The sequence below is a fragment of the Polyangiaceae bacterium genome, from assembly GCA_015075635.1.
Classification (GTDB): Bacteria; Myxococcota_A; Polyangia; order Polyangiales; family Polyangiaceae; genus JADJKB01.
The window spans coordinates 2,193,024-2,207,313 of sequence record JABTUA010000001.1; the positions used below are offsets into that span (position 1 = coordinate 2,193,024).

A 14,290-nucleotide genomic window follows, 5' to 3' on the forward strand; every position below is an offset into this window, starting at 1 on the left:
GCGAGTGAGCGTTTGGAGACGCGCCGCCGTGCTCGCGCTGTGCTGGCTCGCGACCTCCGCGCTCCTGCCCCGTCACGTCGCGGGCTGGCGGGCGCGCGCCTTCCTCAGCGGGGATCTCGAGACCCAGGACGCGCTCGCGCAGGCGGTCGTGCGGAGCGTGCTCGAGCAGAAGGAGCTCACCTTCTATCGCACCGGGCAGAGCCGCTTCGACGGCCAGAGCGCCGTCGCCATCTATCAGATGACCCTGCTCGGCCTCGGCCAGATCGTGCTCGATCACCCGGAGAAGCGGCAGGCCTACCTGCCGGCGATGCGCGTCGCTGCCGATCGCCTAGTGAACCCGCAGACGCTCTCGTACGCGGCGTCCGTCTACGGCCAGCACGGCGTCACCCGCATGGATCCGGGCGAGGGGCACGCCTACCTGGGCTACGTGAACCTGGGGCTCGGCATGCTGCGCCTGATCGAGCCGGAGACACCCCACGCGGCGCTCCACGATCGGATCACCGAGGCGCTCGCCCAGCGTGTCTTCTCGGCGCCGACGGGGATGACCGAGACCTATCCCGGTGAGACCTGGCCTCCGGACGTGACGGCGGTGGTGGGCTCCATCGGCCTGCACGCGCGGGCCACCGGGCGCGATCGCAGCCGCGAGCTCGACGCCTGGGCCGAGCGCTTCGCCAAGTGCACCATCCACGCGTCGGGCTACCTGGTGCAGCGCTCGCGGAGCGGGACCTGCATCCCCCTCGACGCGCCGCGCGGCTCCGGCACCGCGGTCGGCGCCTACTTCCTGAGCTTCGCGCACCGCGGCCTGTCGGCGCGCCTGGCCGCTGCTCTGGCGGGAGACGGCCGCCGGACGTTGTTCGGCTTCGGTGGCATCCGCGAGTACCCGTCCGGCTTCGACGGGCTCGGCGACGTGAACGCGGGACCGATCGTGCTCGGCGTGTCCGTTGGTGCCACGGGGTTCGGCCTCGGCGCCGCTCGCGCTCACCGCCAGGACGAGCTGTTCGTAGAGCTCTACCGCACGGCGGCGCTCTTCGGCGTGCCGGCGTCGCGCGGGGCGGAGCGCCCGTTCGCCATCGGCGGCGCGCTGGGCAACGCGCTGCTCTTGGCCATGCTGACGGCGAGGCCCGTGTGAAGCGCCGCCTGCGCTGGCCCGTGCTCGGGACGCTCGGCCTCGCCTTGCTCGAGCTCGCGCTGGGTCGGGCGCTGGCCACGCACGAGCCCCTCGCGGCCGTCTTGACCGGCAAGCTCTGGGTCGCCTTCCTCGCGCTCTCTGCGCTGTCGGTGAGACTCCTGCTGTTCTTCGGCGCGCCGGCCTGGCTCGCCGCAGCGTGTCTCGAGCTCTGGCTCGGCTCGCGTGCCGGGCGGCGCTGAGTTGCTCGCCTCTGCCGAGCCTCATACTCTGAGCGCATGACGCGGAAGGCGGCGCTTCTCCTCGGCATCGGGGTGGCCCTCGGCGGCTGCGGCTCCGACGACGCCGGCGAGAGCAGCGCAGGTGGAGGCAAGGGCGGGACCGGCAGCGGAGGAACCAGCAGCGGCGGCAGCGCGGGGGCGCAGGCGGACGGTGGCACTTCAGGCAGCGGCGGCGGCGCGGGCAGCGGCGGCGGCGCGGGCAGCGGCGGCGTCGCCGGAGGCGGCGGTGACCCGAACTGCACGCCCTCGGCGCTGTACGGCAAGCAGGGCGAGCTCTGGAGCGCCACGGGCCGGCTGCGCGAGTACGCCTACGCCGGCTACCGCACCGGCAACGTGGCCATCCCCAACGTCGCGGGCCCGGTCAAGAGCGTGAGCGATTTCGGGGCGACGCCCGACGACGCCAGCGACGACACCCAGAGCTTCCTCGACGCCATCGCCGGCACGGCGAGCGGCGTCATCAGCGTCCCTGCCGGTAAGTTCATCCTCAGCCAGCGATTGGAGATCAAGAAGCCCAACTTGGTGCTGCGCGGCGCGGGCATGGGAAAGACCATCCTGTATTTCCCCAAGGCCCTCGGCGACGTGTACGGGCTCACGTTCAACAGCGCTGGCCAGTCGAACTGGTCCTTCAGCGGAGCGTTCCTCGAGATCAAGGGCAGCGACAGCGGCACGAAGCTCGCGGACGTGACCGCGAACGCGAAGCTCGGCGACAAGACCCTCGTCGTCTCGACGACCACCGGCATCACCCCGGGAGCTTGGGTGCGGCTCTTGATGACCGACGCGGCGGGCTCCCTGTTCAAGGCGCTGCACGGCGGGCACTTCCCGGGCAACGTGGCGGAGGACGGGGGAAAGCAGGTGTTCCGCTTCTACTCCCAGGTCAAGAGCGTGGGCGCCGGGAGCATCGTGCTCGAGCGGCCGCTGCCCCTCGCGGTGGACACGAGCTGGAAGCCGGAGTTGCGCGCCGTGAGCCCCAGCGTGCGCGAGGTCGGGGTCGAGCACCTGACCTTCGAGTTCCCTGGCACGACCTACCCCGGACACTTCAAGGAGCACGGCTACAACGCCATTCAGCTCAACGGCGTGCTCGACTCTTGGGTGAGCCACGTCGAGATCTTGAACGCCGACTACGGCGTCAACCTCGGCAACTGCCACTTCGTCACGGTGACGGACGTCGAGCTCGACACCAATTTCGACCGCGGCGCGCTGGTGGGCCACCACGCCTTCACGGCCGGCGGCAGCAGCGAGCTGCTCTTCACCCGCTTCGACGTGCAGAAGCCGTTCATCCACGACCTCAGCGTGGACGGCTACACCCGGAACACCGTCTGGTCCGACGGCAAGGGCGTGGATCTGTGCATGGACCATCACGGCCGCGCGCCGTACGCCACGCTCTGGACGAACCTCGACTTCGGCGCTGGGACGCGGCCCTTCAAGAGCGGAGGATCGGCCAATCGCATGCCGCACTCCGCCGCCTATTCGACCTTCTGGAACCTCAGGGCCGCGAAGCCGCTCGCGCTGCCTCCGAACGACTACGGTCCGCTCCTGAACTTCGTCGCGGTGGACACCAGCGCCACCAGCGTGAGCTCCCCCTACGACTGGAAGCTCGAGAAGATCGCGGCCGCCGAGCTGTGCCAGCCGAACCTCCACCAGGCCATGCTTGAGGATCTACGCTGAGCGCGGCCGCTGGCGTCGCGTGACTAGGGGCGGTCATCGATCCGGTGTAAGAGGGGCGAGCCATGGGCCTCTTCGATCGCTTCACCCGCAAGCCCACGGCGCCGCCGCTCCCCAGCCTGGCGCTGCCGGCCTCGGCCCAGATCGCGAGCTTCGACGTCACCGACGCGGTCGGCAGCCTGATGCTCGACGCTGCGACGCGCGTTCGCTTCGGCCGTTCGGCCTGTCACGGCTTCGAGCCGGTCGTCGGGGCGAAGGTGCGCGTCCTCGCCGTCGAGCCCAGTCGCTTCGGGCCGCGCGCGACGCACCTCGAGCTCGACCCGGGCGACGCCGACTACGACCGGCTGCTCCGGGAGCGAGACGAGAAGGTCGGCATCAGCACCGACGAGAAGCCGGAGGAGGCCGCCGCCGCCGCGCGGACCCTCGGCTGGATCACGGTGCTGCTCGAGCGCCCCGTGCCGCACGGCCCGCAGGCGCAGCGGGTCTGGGCCGGCGAGATCCGGCTCGAGGATCAGGCCGTCGAGGTGTCCACCGAGGCGCGCCTCGCGTTTCGTGCCTTCGGCCACGACATCTCGACCCACGTCGGGGACCGACCTTTCCCGAAGGAAGCGCTCGATCTGCGCGACGTCGGCGAGGACTTCGATCCGGGCCTCGGCTTCGTCTCGCTCGGGCTGGGCGAGCCGGGCCTGTTCCGTGCCGGCCGCGCGCTGGGAGGCATGGCGGACGTGTGGGGGCCGAAGGGCGAGCTCCGCGCGCTGTCGAAGCTCGCGCGCCTGCTCTTGCAGCACGGCCGCGGGGTGGTGCTGAACCGCGCCGGCGATCTGGTGGTGGGCAAGGGCGACTTCGAGCGGCAGCTCGGCGATCTCGACGACCCCGACTGCGTGCCCTTCGCGGCCTGGCTGGATTTCTCCTTCGCCGGCGCGCCGCCGGTCTACCGCAGCTGGGGCATGGCTGCGTTCGCGCTGCCGGACGTGAGCGTGGCGGTCGATCCCGAGAGCCGCTGGCAGCGCTCGCGGCGGCACGAGGCGGTGCTAGTCGCCTGCGCGCGCATGGTGCGGGAGAACCGTGAGCTGGCCGCGGGTGAAGAGTTGCTCGTTCCGATCGGTGTGCGCGTCGGCGCCTACCCCATCGAGCCCGTCGAAGGGGACACCGAGCGCTACACGGTGACGCTCGGCGGCGGTCTGGTGGAGCTCACCCACACCGGGAGCGCAGTGGACGCGGCGGAGCGCTGGGCAAAGGCCTCGGCGCCGGACGCGCGCGATCCGGAGGCGATCGCCCCGAACACCTACCGGGCGCTCTTCAGCGCGCGCTTCGCCGAGGCCTACCCGAGTGACGTCGTCGCCGACGTGCCGTGTCTCGCGAAGGGCGTGATCCCGCACTCGATCGAGGTGCGCAAGCCGCACGCGGATCCGGGCTTCGTGATCCTGACCGCGGGGCTCGGGCGCGTGGCCCAGGCGGGCGGCGATGCCGTGGGGGCCCCCCACGTCGAGCTGGCGGCCTGGGTGGACGAGCACTCCTTCGAGCTCGTCACCTGGGTGGGGCGCCTCGCGCGCACGCTGCACGAGCGCGGTCCAGACGCCAAGCCGTGGAAGGTTGGTGACACGCTGCGTGCGCCCATCGCCGACCTCGACATCGGCGGCTTCGTGCTCGCCGAGGGGGGCTTCGTGGTGATGCCAAAGGGGCAACCGGTCACCGTGCTGTCGCTCGTGCCGCTTTCGACCGAGGAATACGCCGAGGCCGCCGGCGCGGGCTCGGCGTGGCTGGAGCGCCACTTCGGCGATCCCGAGGTGCGCGCGCGGGTGCGTGCGCGCTGGAAGAAGCCGGGCTGATTCGGCTCAGGCCGACTTGAAGACGAACGGATAGCTCACCGTGACCGCGCCGCCGTCCGGGGCGGGGAAGCGCAGGCGGCGCACCTCGCCGAGCACGCAGACGTCGAAGGACTGCCTGCCCGAGGGCCGCGTGAGGCTCGCGCTGCTCACGGCGCCGTTCGTGCCGATCACCAGGCGGACCGTCAGCTTGGTCTCGAAGCTCGGATCGTTCTTGAGCTCAGCCTGGTAGCAACCTCTGATCTTGGAGACTCTGGCGCGGATCACCCGAGCGATGTCCGCCGGGTCCATGCCGCCGGTCGGCGCAGGCACGAGCGTCGCGTGCTCGTCGGCGGGGCCGCGCAGCGGATCTCCGGCGATACTGCCCTCCGCGCTCGGGTCTCCCTCGCCCGCCGGGCCCTCGGGCTCGCTCGCCAAGCCGACGCCGGCATCCGGCCGGTCGTCCTCCTGCGCCGCCGCGTCCGGCACCTCCACCTCGGTGGGGGCGGTCGCCACGATCGGGCTCGGCGCCGGAGCTGGTCGCCCGCCCGCGCACGCGGCCGCCAGGCTGGCGGTCAGCGCCAGAAAGCGCGCGACGTCGAAGCTCCGCATGCGCGCCAGCATAGCGTGTTAGAACCGCGCGCGGTGGCCGAGCAGAGCTTCTGGATGCGCACTGCGATCGCCGGAATCGCCGCCTCGAGCGAGGCGACCTTCCCGGAGAACGACCTGGGCGCCCCGGACTGGAAGTCCACGGACATGGTCCCGCGCACGCTCGAGTACCTGGACGAGCTGCCGCCGCGGCAACGCCGGCTGCTCGTGCTCTTGTTCGCGTTCGTCGAGCTCGCGGCGGTGTTTCTGGTGCTGGGGTTCCGGCGCTTCTCCAGGTTGCCGGCGCTGCGCCGAACACAGGCCATCGCCAACTGGCGGAGCTCGCGCTTCCTTCCGTTCAGGGTGCTGGGGGACTCGCTGAAGGCCACCACGACCATGATGTACATGTCGCACCCGAGCGCCATCGCCTACGTGGGTGAGTACCGCGTCTGCGAGCGCCCGCTCGATCGCGTGAAGATCGCGGTCCGACCCCGACCGGAGGAGCCGGCGTGAGGTACGGGCTCGACGACGTGCGCGGCGGCTTCGACGTCAGCGCGGACGTGGTGGTGGTGGGCTCCGGCCCCGGCGGCGCCGTGGCCGCGGACAACCTGGCTCGCGCGGGGATGAAGGTCGTCGTGCTCGAGGCTGGCCCGGAGGTGCGCCCCGAGGACATGGTGCGGGACACGCCGCGCTTCCTCGCTCGCAACTTCTGGGAGGGCGGGCTGCGCATCATCCTGGGCACGGCGCCGAGCCCCAGCATGCACGCACGCTGCCTGGGCGGCGGTAGCGTGGTCAACTCCGCCATCATGCTGCCGCTGCCGAAGTGGGTGCGGCAGGAGTGGCAGAGCGACGCCGGGGTCGCGCACTTCGACGGGCCCGAGCTCGACGCCGCGTACGCTCGCGTGTTCGCGCGCTGTCGCGTCGCTCCCACGCCGATGACGGTGTTCGGGCGGCGGAACCTCCTGGTGCGCGACGCCATCGAGGGCGTCGTCGGAGAGAAGGGCGGGGGACTGCCGCGCGCCGTCGACGGCTGCGAGGCCAGCTCCGACTGCCTCACGGGCTGCGCCAGCGGCAAGAAGCAGTCGGTCGATCGCGTGTACCTGCCGGCGGCCGAGGCAGCCGGGGCCGAGGTCTACACGCACAGCCAGGTCGATGGAGTCCTGGTCGAAGGCAAGCGCGCGGTCGGCGTCGTAGGCGACGTGATCGAGCTGCCGGGCTGGAGGAAGGTCGGGCGCTTTCGCGTGCGCGCCAAGCTGGTGGTGCTGGCGGCGGGCACCATGCACACGCCCGTGCTCTTGCAGAAGAGCGGCATCAACCCCCGCGGCCGGGTGGGGGCGACCTTGTTCTGTCACGTCGGCGGCGGCCTGGTCGGCATCATGGACGAGGTGGTCGATCCTTGGGTCGGCGCGACGCAGGGCTGGGGCGCCATCTCCCAGGAGATCCGCGGGCTCAAATACGAGGGGCTCTGGGCGTCGCCCGCGGTGCTGATGGTGCGCTGGGGCGACGTCGGGCGGCGCTTCGTCGAGCGCCTGGACGAGGTGAAGCGCGCCGTGGTGATCGCCATCGTGTACCGCGGCGACGTGCACGGCACGGTCAAGGCCACCCGCAGCGGCGACCCCAGCATGCGGCTGTGGATCCCCGAGAAGAACGTGCAGCCCGTGATGCGCGGCATGAAGAACGCCGCCGACGCGCTGCTCTCGCTCGGCGCGCGCTACGTGCACACCGGGCTCGTGAGCGTCGTCAACGAGATGAAGAACCAGAGCGATACCGCGAGCCTGCTCTCCCCCCGGGTGAAGGCCAGACACATGGCGATGACCATGAACCACACCTTCGGGTCGTGTCGCATGACCGTGGACGAGAGCGGACCGGTGGATCCGGACGGCAAGCTCAAGGGGCTCGAAGGGCTGTACATCTGCGACGCCAGTGTGTTCCCGAGCCCCAGCGCCGTGAACCCGCAGGCCACGATCATGGCGCTGTCGGACATCACCTCGCGCAAGCTCGGCGAGCTCTCTCTTCACGAGCCTCCGGTGTAAGGGACCGCCGTGCGCGCTCGTTTCGTGGGCATGTCGCCCGTGAAATCTTGCTTGAAGCTCGGCCTCTTGACCTCCTTCCTGGGCCTCGGTGGCTGCGGCGCCGCGCCGAGAGCTGCGCTCGAAGCGCCGGCCCCGTCCGCCGCCGCCTCGCCCCGCCCGGTGCTCGAGCGCTCGCTCTTCAGCCGCGACTCCACGGGCTCGGTCAGCGAGGACGACCTGCAGAAGGTGCTGGCCGCGCGCGTCGAGATCACCCTGCCTGCGCGCATCGGCGTGGTCGCGCTCGACACGGCCTTCGACCCCGAGAAGCGCGCGCCGGTGACCGAGCAAGCCATCGTCGCCAAGTCGCTGACCCGGACGCTGAAAGGCTCGCCGCACGTGAGCGCGGTGACCGACGTCTCGACCGAGCTGCCGAACCCCTCCGGCATCGAAGGCTTGCGCGCCATCGCGGCTCGCTACCGCACGCGCTACCTGATGCTCGTCAACACCATCACCGAGGACCGTTCCCACCTGAACAACTGGGCGTGGCTCTACGCCACCGGCCTGGGCGTGTTCCTGGCGCCGGGCCAGACGGTGTCCACGGAGGGGCTGCTCGAGGCCAGCTTGTTCGACGTCAAGACCGGGACCGTCCTCTACACCGTGCGCGAGCCCTTCCAGACCTCGAAGGTGACCTGGCTCATCGGCGCGGGCCGCACCCAGGCGAGCGAAGACGGCCAGGCCATCGCTCAGGCCGCGCAGCGCCTCGGCAAGAAGGTCCTCGGCGAGACCGAGGAGCTCTCGCGCTGGGTGAAGGACAACGACGGCAACATCGAGAAGACCAGCACCGCGTCGCTCGCCGAACGGCGCTAACCTCAGAGGCCCATGGCCTACCGCGACTCCGGCTCGCAGCTGCTCTCCCGGATCCTCGAGCTCGAGGCACAGCTCGACGGCTTACGCCCGCGCGTCGAGGCGCTCGAGGGGGCGGTCAGTCGCCTGGAGGTGAACGTGGCCATGGGCCCGAGTCGGGCCCCGCTCGGCGAAGACGGCCTGGCCCGCGCGGTGGCGGCCGACGAGATCCGCGACAAGCACCTGGCCGAGCAGGTGGGGCACCTGGTGCTCCGGGTCGCGGCGCTGGAGAAGAACCTCGCGGTCACGCCGCGGCCCGCCCGCCGCCACGACGACGTGCGCGCGCTGGTGGACGAGGCGCTGCCGAAGCCGAAGCGCCGGCGCTGAGTCAGCGCGGCGTCAAGGCCGCGTGCAGTCGGGCCGCGTTCGGAGCTTCGAAGCGCCGCTCCATCACGATGCGATAGGTGGTCGCTTCGGGGCCGTAATAAGCACGGTTGAACTCCTGCCTCGACGCGACCACGGTGCCGTCCAGCGAGACACCGGCGAAGATGCCGCCCACGTCGACCAGCTGCACGATGTCCTTGGCCGAGCTCTTGCCGCTGGCCTGCCCGCTGTCGCCCATGGTGCCGGCGGCGACGGCGGTGTCGGTGCCCAAGGTGACGCCGTTGTTGATGGCGCTGGTGAGCGCCGCGTCGGTCATGAAGAACAGCACGACCGTGGCCTCCTGGTAGCCGATTTGCGCGCCCAGGCTCCCGGCGCCCAACGAGTAGAAGGCCGGCGCGCTCCAGCGCCCCGAGTCGTCCTTCGACAACAGCACGCCGTTGCCGCCCTCTCCGCCCACGATGATGCCGGCCTTGATCAGGCGCGGGAACACCATCACTCCGCGAGCTTGCTTCAGCTGCTGATCGAGGGCGGGGAACTGACCGCCCGAGCGCATGCGATCGACGGCGAGCGCCGCGCGGTCGACGATCTTCTGCTGCGGCGAGTCGTCGGGCGAGCTCGGCGTGGCGTCGCGGGCGCAGGCCAGGGTCAGGGCGGAGGCGAAGAGGAGGAATCCACGGCGGTCCATGCTCCGAAGCTAAGACCGCTGGCAGCGAGAGAGCGCGCGATTTTTGCGTGTCACCCATACCGATCGCGATCCATGCGCGCGCCGAGCACGGTGCGGTCGTAGAGATCGCTCGCCAGGACGGCGGTGACGTCGCCGAGCTCGACCTCGTCGAGCCAGCGTGCGGGAAGGGGTGCCGTGCCGTGTTTCGCGCCGAGCAGATTGCCGACCAGGCTGCCGGTGCTGTCGCTGTCGCCGCCGTGCGCCACCGCTCGCCACAGGGTGGCGGGCACGCCGTCGCTCGAGAGCAGGCAGGCGAGGGCGATCGAGAGCGCGCTCTCTCCGGTCCAGCCGCCGCCGAGCGCCTCGAGTGCAGCGGCGCTGGGTGGCCCGCCGAGCGCCAGCTCCTTGGCCAGCGCCACGAAGCGCTGGGTCTCCGCCGCGCCGAACTCGCAGGCGAGCAGAGCGTCGGCGGCGTCCATGGCCTCCAGCAGCTCTCCGCCACGGCAGAGGTCGTGGATGAGCGCGGCGAAGTAGGCCGCGGACAGGTAGCCGCTCGGGTGGCCGTGAGTCAGCACGCCCGCATCACGGCCGAGCTCGAAGGCCGCCTCGCGGGTGAGGGCGCCGAGGCCGATGGGCGCCGAGCGCATGATGGCGCCGCAGCCCTTGCTGTCGTTGGGCGGGGCGCTCACGCTGGGACGGTGAAAGCTCTGGCTCTGCGCGGAGAGCGCCGAGAGACAGGTGTTGCCGGGGGCGCGCCGCGCATGCAGCCGCTCGACGGAGTGGAGCCAGCCGCCTGCGGGTGTGGCGCTGCCGGTCTGCGTGGCGAGCCAGCGCAAGTAGGCCTGGTGGATTCGATCGAGCTGCTCGTTCGGATCGGCCGCAGCGATCAGCCCCTCGGCGGTGAACAGCGTCATCTGCGTGTCGTCGGAGACGAGCGCGGGCGGCGTGTCGGCGTAGGCCAGCGGGGCGGGCGGCTCGTGGCCCCAGCGCGTGACGATGGAGGGGTGGTTGTCGAACTCGATGGGGTAGCCCAGGGCGTCGCCGATGGCGCCGGCGATGAGGCAGCCGTGGAAGCGCTCGAAGGGGATGGGCAGGATCGGCGGGTCGCTGGCCTCCACGGTTGCGACCAGCGCGGCCTGCTCGTCCGTCTCGATCGCGCCAGGGCGTGCGCGGCGGACGGCTTCGATGGCGCGCTCGGCTTCGAGTCCCCGCGCGCGCAGACAGGCAGCGACGACCATGCCGCTGCGGCCGAGACCGCCGCGGCAGTGGACCACCACGTTTCTGCCGGCGGCGGCGGCCCGGTGGATGGAGCGCACCAGCGCCTCGAGGTCGGACCGAGATCTGGGCACAGAGCCGTCGGGGATCGGCAGCTCCTCGAAGTCGAGGCCGAGCGCCCGCGCGCGCTCCGGCAGCGCGGCCATGCCGAGCACCCGCCGTTCTTCGGGCTCCATCAACGAGACCAAGAGGTCGGTGTAGAAGTCGCCGCGCAGGCGCTCGAGATCCGCGTCGAGGTCTCGGTCCCAGCGGGCGTCCCGTTTCCCGGGGCCGAGGGTCAAGCCGATGCGGCCCGCGAAACCGGTGTGGTGTCCGGGGATGAAGGCCACGCGGATCGGGCTCTGGGGCGAGGTGACCCCCATGCCGCGAAGTCTCGCACAGTTTGTCGCCCGTGCGCGGGTCGCGGGCTACCCTCCGCCCGTGTCTCGTCGCGCCTGTTGGCTGCTGCTCTTGCTCGCCGCGTGCGGAAAGAAGCCGGAAGCTCCGGCTCCAGCCCCCAGCGCGAGCGCGGGCGCGGCCAGCGTCCCCGACGCGGCTCCGGCGGTCGCAGCAGAGCCGGACGCCCAGGCACCGCCGGCCCAGAAGCAGCCGTGCCCCGAGGGCATGGCGCTCATCGACGGGCGCTTCTGCATCGATCGCTGGGAGGCCTCTACCCGCGGCCCCGACGGACGCGAGCACTCGCCGCACCATGCCGTGGGCCCGCTCAAGGTCAGGGCGGAGAGCCGCTCCGGCGTCCTACCCCAGGCCTACATCTCCGCGGAGGAAGGCGACGCCGCTTGCCGCCGCGCCGGCAAGTATCTGTGCACCACGCAAGAGTGGCAGGACGCGTGCATGGGCGTGAAACGTCCGTACCGCGTCTACCCCTACGGCATGGAGTACGAGAAGGGGGCCTGCAACGTGGCGCGCCGCCTCCACCCCGTGGTGCGGATCCACGGCAAGTACCAGCACGATTCGGTGATCTTGAACGATCCGAAGCTGAACCAGCTCGACGAGACGGTGGCCAAGACCGGAGAGTTCGCCGACTGCGTGACGCCCGAAGGCGTGTTCGACCTGCAAGGGAACCTGCTCGAGTGGACGCAGGGTGACAAGAAAGCGCTCTTGATGGGCGGCCACTACGTGGAGGCGAAGCTCCACGGCAAGGGCTGTCGCTACGTGACCGCCGGACACGGCGCCGAGTATCACGACTTCACCACCGGCTTTCGCTGCTGCACCAAGGCCGACAAGAGCGCGATCGTCCAGCCGGCCGAGCCGCCGCCCGTGTTGGCTCCGCTGCCGAGCGACGGCGGGGCTCCAGCCGATCCGCCGGGCATGCGCGGCTTCGCCAGCAACACGGGCAAGCTGCCGAAGCTCGTTCCGCCGCCCTACGAGCCGAAGGACGCCAAGTGCCCCGTGGACATGGTCCACGTCGAGGGCCAACGCTGCTCGGAGCCGAAGCAGTTCTGCAGGCGCTGGCTGCCGCGACTGAGCGTCGGCCAGAAGATCGCCTGCGCGGAGTTCGCCGAGCCGAGCGAGTGCCAAGGGTCGCGGCGCAAGATGAGCTACTGCATCGACCAGTACGAATTCACGCCGCCCGGGTACACCCACCCTTTGACCCACGTGAGCTACGGCGAGGCGCAGAACCTCTGCTTGGCGATGGACAAGCGCTTGTGCTTCGAGGACGAATGGGAGTTCGCCTGCGAAGGCCCGGAGGCGTTGCCTTACCCCTACGGCTACGTGCGCGACGGCAAGCGCTGCAACCACGACTTTCCCGAGGAGCAGCTGGTCACCGGGCCCGATCAGTTCATCGACCGGCGGGTGCCGAGGGACGCGCTGCCGGAGTGCAAGAGCCCGTTCGGGGTGTTCAACCTGGTCGGCAACGTGGACGAGTGGACGAGCCGCTACAACCAACCGGCGGGCAAGCGCGCCATCCTGCGGGGTGGCTGGTGGCTCATCGGGCGCAACCGTTGCCGGGCCGCGACCGCGAATCACGGCGAGCGCTACGCGGGCGTGCAGACGGGCTTCCGTTGCTGCAAGGCCAGCCGCGGGGCAAACTAGTCGGCATGACGTCTCGCTGGATCTGGCTGTCGGGCTGGCTCTGGGTGGTCGGCTGCGGCGGCGAGTCGACGACCGATGGCAGCGGGGGCGGGGGCTCCGGCGCGAGCTCCGGCAACGGCGGCTCCGGCGCGACCGATGGCGGAACGGGAGGGAGCGCGGCCGGCGGCTCCGGCGGTGCGCTCGGGGGCGCGCCCGGTGGCGGCGGGGCGCCATGCAGCGCGCTCGCTCAAGCCTACGACGAGCAGCTCGCGCTGGCGAAGGGCTGCAACCCAGTCTTCTCGAGCGAGCAGTGCACGCTCCAGATCGCCGACGCGCTCGCGTGCCCGTGCGGGCCTACCTTCGTGAATCCCGACAACGGGGCAGCGCTCGCGACGTTGAACGAGCTCTCCGTCCAGTGGAACGCGCAGAAGTGCTCGGAAGGCATCAACTGCCCGGCCATCGCCTGCGAGCCGCCGGTGTTCGGGGCCTGCGAGGTGGACGCCTCGACCGGTCAGGCGAGCTGCCAGGACATGTTCAAGAACGGCGGCTGAGAGTACACTCTCACGGATGCGTGGCCTCCGTCGGCTGGGCTCTCTCGTGCTCCTGGTTCCGTGGTCGTGGTCGTGCGCGACCGAAAGCGGCGAGGAGTCCGGCGTCGGCGGCGCGTCGGGCTGCGTCCCTGGCAAGGTGGAGGAGTGCGCGTGCCCCGGCGGCGGGCCCAAGGGCACCCAGAGCTGCAACGCCAGCGGCACCTCGTTCGGCGAGTGCACCGGCTGCGGGAGCGGTAGCGGCGGCGGCGCCGGTTGGCCCGGCAGCGGGGGCGCTGGCGGCAGCGGCGCGACGGGCGGAGCGGGCGGTGGCAGCGGCGGCGCCAGCGGGGGTGGCGGTGGCAGCGGCGGTAGCGGTGGCGCGAGCTGCCCGGCCAATCACTGCACGAACGGCAGCCTCGACTGCGACGAGAAGAAGGTGGACTGCGGCGGCACGGGCTGTCCCGCCTGCCCCTACGAGGTCGCTGACTGCGTCGAGTCGCCCAAGAACGGCAACGAGATCTGCGACGACCAGGCGTTCCAGGTCAGCGCGCCCGGCAACTACCTCTTGGTCTGTCTGAACCACGCGGGCGGCACCATCTACGTGGCCAGCAACACCGGGCCGAAGATGACCGACGGCATCTCGCGCTGTCAGGGCTGGGAGACGAACGGCCAGAACGCCTGGGACCATCTTCAGTACATCCAGAAGCTCGTCTGCGACTCCGATCAGAAACAGCTGGCGGTGGACCTCACGAGCTACGTCGGACAGAACCTCTGGATGGGCGCTCATGACGCCCCTGCCGGCGGCGGGCACAACACGCAGTCTTGCCTGGTGAAGAAATGAACGAGCTGGCCGTCAACGTGCTGGTGAACGTGCGGGGCAAGGACGTACCGCTCGATCAGGTGAGGGATGCGGCCATCGTCAAGGCCTTCCGGCAGCTGGCGGACGACGTGGGGAAGAAGCTCGCCAGAGTGAGCTGCCCGACACACAAGAAGGGTCCGACTCAGGTCAGGCTCGTGGTGGACAAGAGCGGCAACGCCGACCTTCGCTACGAGTCCTGCTGTCTCGCTTTACGCGATGCGGTGGGGAAGCAGCTAGGATGAGAGAGG

Annotated in this window: 15 protein-coding genes; 12 read left to right on the forward strand and 3 right to left on the reverse strand. The window is 71.0% G+C overall.

Annotated elements, in window-relative coordinates:
* The first annotated feature begins 4 nt into the window (after window positions 1-4).
* The 4 genes from HS104_09925 (at window position 5) to HS104_09940 (ending at window position 4,898) form a co-directional block, all read left to right on the forward strand.
* Window positions 5-1,129 (forward strand): hypothetical protein, encoded by a 1,125-nt coding sequence (locus HS104_09925; protein ID MBE7480285.1) that lies wholly within the window; start codon window positions 5-7, stop codon window positions 1,127-1,129.
* Window positions 1,126-1,368, forward strand: coding sequence for a hypothetical protein (locus HS104_09930; GenBank protein MBE7480286.1), 243 nt, complete (start codon window positions 1,126-1,128; stop codon window positions 1,366-1,368). The genes HS104_09925 and HS104_09930 overlap by 4 nt, the downstream gene beginning before the upstream one ends.
* 36 nt (window positions 1,369-1,404) lie before the next feature.
* Window positions 1,405-3,072, forward strand: a complete 1,668-nt coding sequence (locus tag HS104_09935) for a hypothetical protein (protein ID MBE7480287.1) — start codon at window positions 1,405-1,407, stop codon at window positions 3,070-3,072.
* Between the two features lie 62 nt (window positions 3,073-3,134).
* Window positions 3,135-4,898: a hypothetical protein gene (locus HS104_09940; GenBank protein ID MBE7480288.1), complete on the forward strand. Its 1,764-nt coding sequence runs from the start codon at window positions 3,135-3,137 to the stop codon at window positions 4,896-4,898.
* Between the two features lie 6 nt (window positions 4,899-4,904).
* Here HS104_09940 and HS104_09945 read toward each other — a convergent pair whose 3' ends face one another.
* A complete protein-coding gene (locus HS104_09945; protein ID MBE7480289.1) occupies window positions 4,905-5,486 on the reverse strand; it encodes a TonB family protein in 582 nt (193 codons plus the stop codon).
* Between the two features lie 33 nt (window positions 5,487-5,519).
* On the opposite strand from HS104_09945, the gene HS104_09950 reads away from it, so the two are divergent.
* The 4 genes from HS104_09950 to HS104_09965 are packed head-to-tail and all read left to right on the forward strand — an operon-like array spanning window position 5,520 to window position 8,704.
* Window positions 5,520-5,975: a hypothetical protein gene (locus HS104_09950; GenBank protein MBE7480290.1), complete on the forward strand. Its 456-nt coding sequence runs from the start codon at window positions 5,520-5,522 to the stop codon at window positions 5,973-5,975.
* Complete coding sequence (locus HS104_09955) at window positions 5,972-7,495, forward strand: GMC family oxidoreductase (protein ID MBE7480291.1); 1,524 nt, start codon at window positions 5,972-5,974, stop codon at window positions 7,493-7,495. Before HS104_09950 ends, HS104_09955 begins: the two co-directional genes overlap by 4 nt.
* Before the next feature lie 9 nt (window positions 7,496-7,504).
* Window positions 7,505-8,341, forward strand: a complete 837-nt coding sequence (locus HS104_09960) for a hypothetical protein (GenBank protein ID MBE7480292.1) — start codon at window positions 7,505-7,507, stop codon at window positions 8,339-8,341.
* A gap of 12 nt (window positions 8,342-8,353) precedes the next feature.
* On the forward strand, window positions 8,354-8,704 hold the full coding sequence (locus HS104_09965; protein MBE7480293.1) for a hypothetical protein: 351 nt from the start codon (window positions 8,354-8,356) through the stop codon (window positions 8,702-8,704).
* A 1-nt stretch (window position 8,705) separates the two neighbouring features.
* Here HS104_09965 and HS104_09970 read toward each other — a convergent pair whose 3' ends face one another.
* Complete coding sequence (locus HS104_09970; GenBank protein MBE7480294.1) at window positions 8,706-9,386, reverse strand: lipid-binding SYLF domain-containing protein; 681 nt, start codon at window positions 9,384-9,386, stop codon at window positions 8,706-8,708.
* Window positions 9,387-9,436: 50 nt separating this feature from the next.
* Window positions 9,437-11,002, reverse strand: a complete 1,566-nt coding sequence (locus tag HS104_09975; GenBank protein MBE7480295.1) for an ADP-ribosylglycohydrolase family protein — start codon at window positions 11,000-11,002, stop codon at window positions 9,437-9,439.
* Between the two features lie 58 nt (window positions 11,003-11,060).
* Here HS104_09975 and HS104_09980 point away from each other — a divergent pair, with 58 nt between their 5' ends.
* From HS104_09980 to HS104_09995, 4 genes are read left to right on the forward strand one after another with little or no spacing between them, the layout of a single operon-like run.
* Window positions 11,061-12,674, forward strand: a complete 1,614-nt coding sequence (locus HS104_09980) for an SUMF1/EgtB/PvdO family nonheme iron enzyme (protein ID MBE7480296.1) — start codon at window positions 11,061-11,063, stop codon at window positions 12,672-12,674.
* A 5-nt stretch (window positions 12,675-12,679) separates the two neighbouring features.
* The gene (locus HS104_09985) at window positions 12,680-13,204 is read left to right on the forward strand and encodes a hypothetical protein (GenBank protein MBE7480297.1); all 525 of its coding nucleotides are present in this window, start codon (window positions 12,680-12,682) and stop codon (window positions 13,202-13,204) included.
* A gap of 16 nt (window positions 13,205-13,220) precedes the next feature.
* Window positions 13,221-14,024 carry a hypothetical protein gene (locus HS104_09990; GenBank protein MBE7480298.1) on the forward strand — a complete coding sequence of 268 codons (804 nt, stop codon included), beginning with the start codon at window positions 13,221-13,223 and terminating at the stop codon, window positions 14,022-14,024.
* Window positions 14,021-14,284 (forward strand): hypothetical protein, encoded by a 264-nt coding sequence (locus tag HS104_09995; protein MBE7480299.1) that lies wholly within the window; start codon window positions 14,021-14,023, stop codon window positions 14,282-14,284. Before HS104_09990 ends, HS104_09995 begins: the two co-directional genes overlap by 4 nt.
* Window positions 14,285-14,290: the final 6 nt, after the last annotated feature.

Bases quoted from the DNA above. Each gene is read 5' to 3' on its own strand.
- HS104_09985 (MBE7480297.1), top strand. From the start codon at position 12,680: ATGACGTCTCGCTGGATCTGGCTGTCGGGCTGGCTCTGGGTGGTCGGC.
- HS104_09995 (MBE7480299.1), top strand. From the start codon at position 14,021: ATGAACGAGCTGGCCGTCAACGTGCTGGTGAACGTGCGGGGCAAGGAC.
- HS104_09945 (MBE7480289.1), bottom strand. From the start codon at position 5,486: ATGCGGAGCTTCGACGTCGCGCGCTTTCTGGCGCTGACCGCCAGCCTG.
- HS104_09990 (MBE7480298.1), top strand. From the start codon at position 13,221: ATGCGTGGCCTCCGTCGGCTGGGCTCTCTCGTGCTCCTGGTTCCGTGG.
- HS104_09940 (MBE7480288.1), top strand. From the start codon at position 3,135: ATGGGCCTCTTCGATCGCTTCACCCGCAAGCCCACGGCGCCGCCGCTC.
- HS104_09970 (MBE7480294.1), bottom strand. From the start codon at position 9,386: ATGGACCGCCGTGGATTCCTCCTCTTCGCCTCCGCCCTGACCCTGGCC.
- HS104_09965 (MBE7480293.1), top strand. From the start codon at position 8,354: ATGGCCTACCGCGACTCCGGCTCGCAGCTGCTCTCCCGGATCCTCGAG.
- HS104_09935 (MBE7480287.1), top strand. From the start codon at position 1,405: ATGACGCGGAAGGCGGCGCTTCTCCTCGGCATCGGGGTGGCCCTCGGC.
- HS104_09975 (MBE7480295.1), bottom strand. From the start codon at position 11,002: ATGGGGGTCACCTCGCCCCAGAGCCCGATCCGCGTGGCCTTCATCCCC.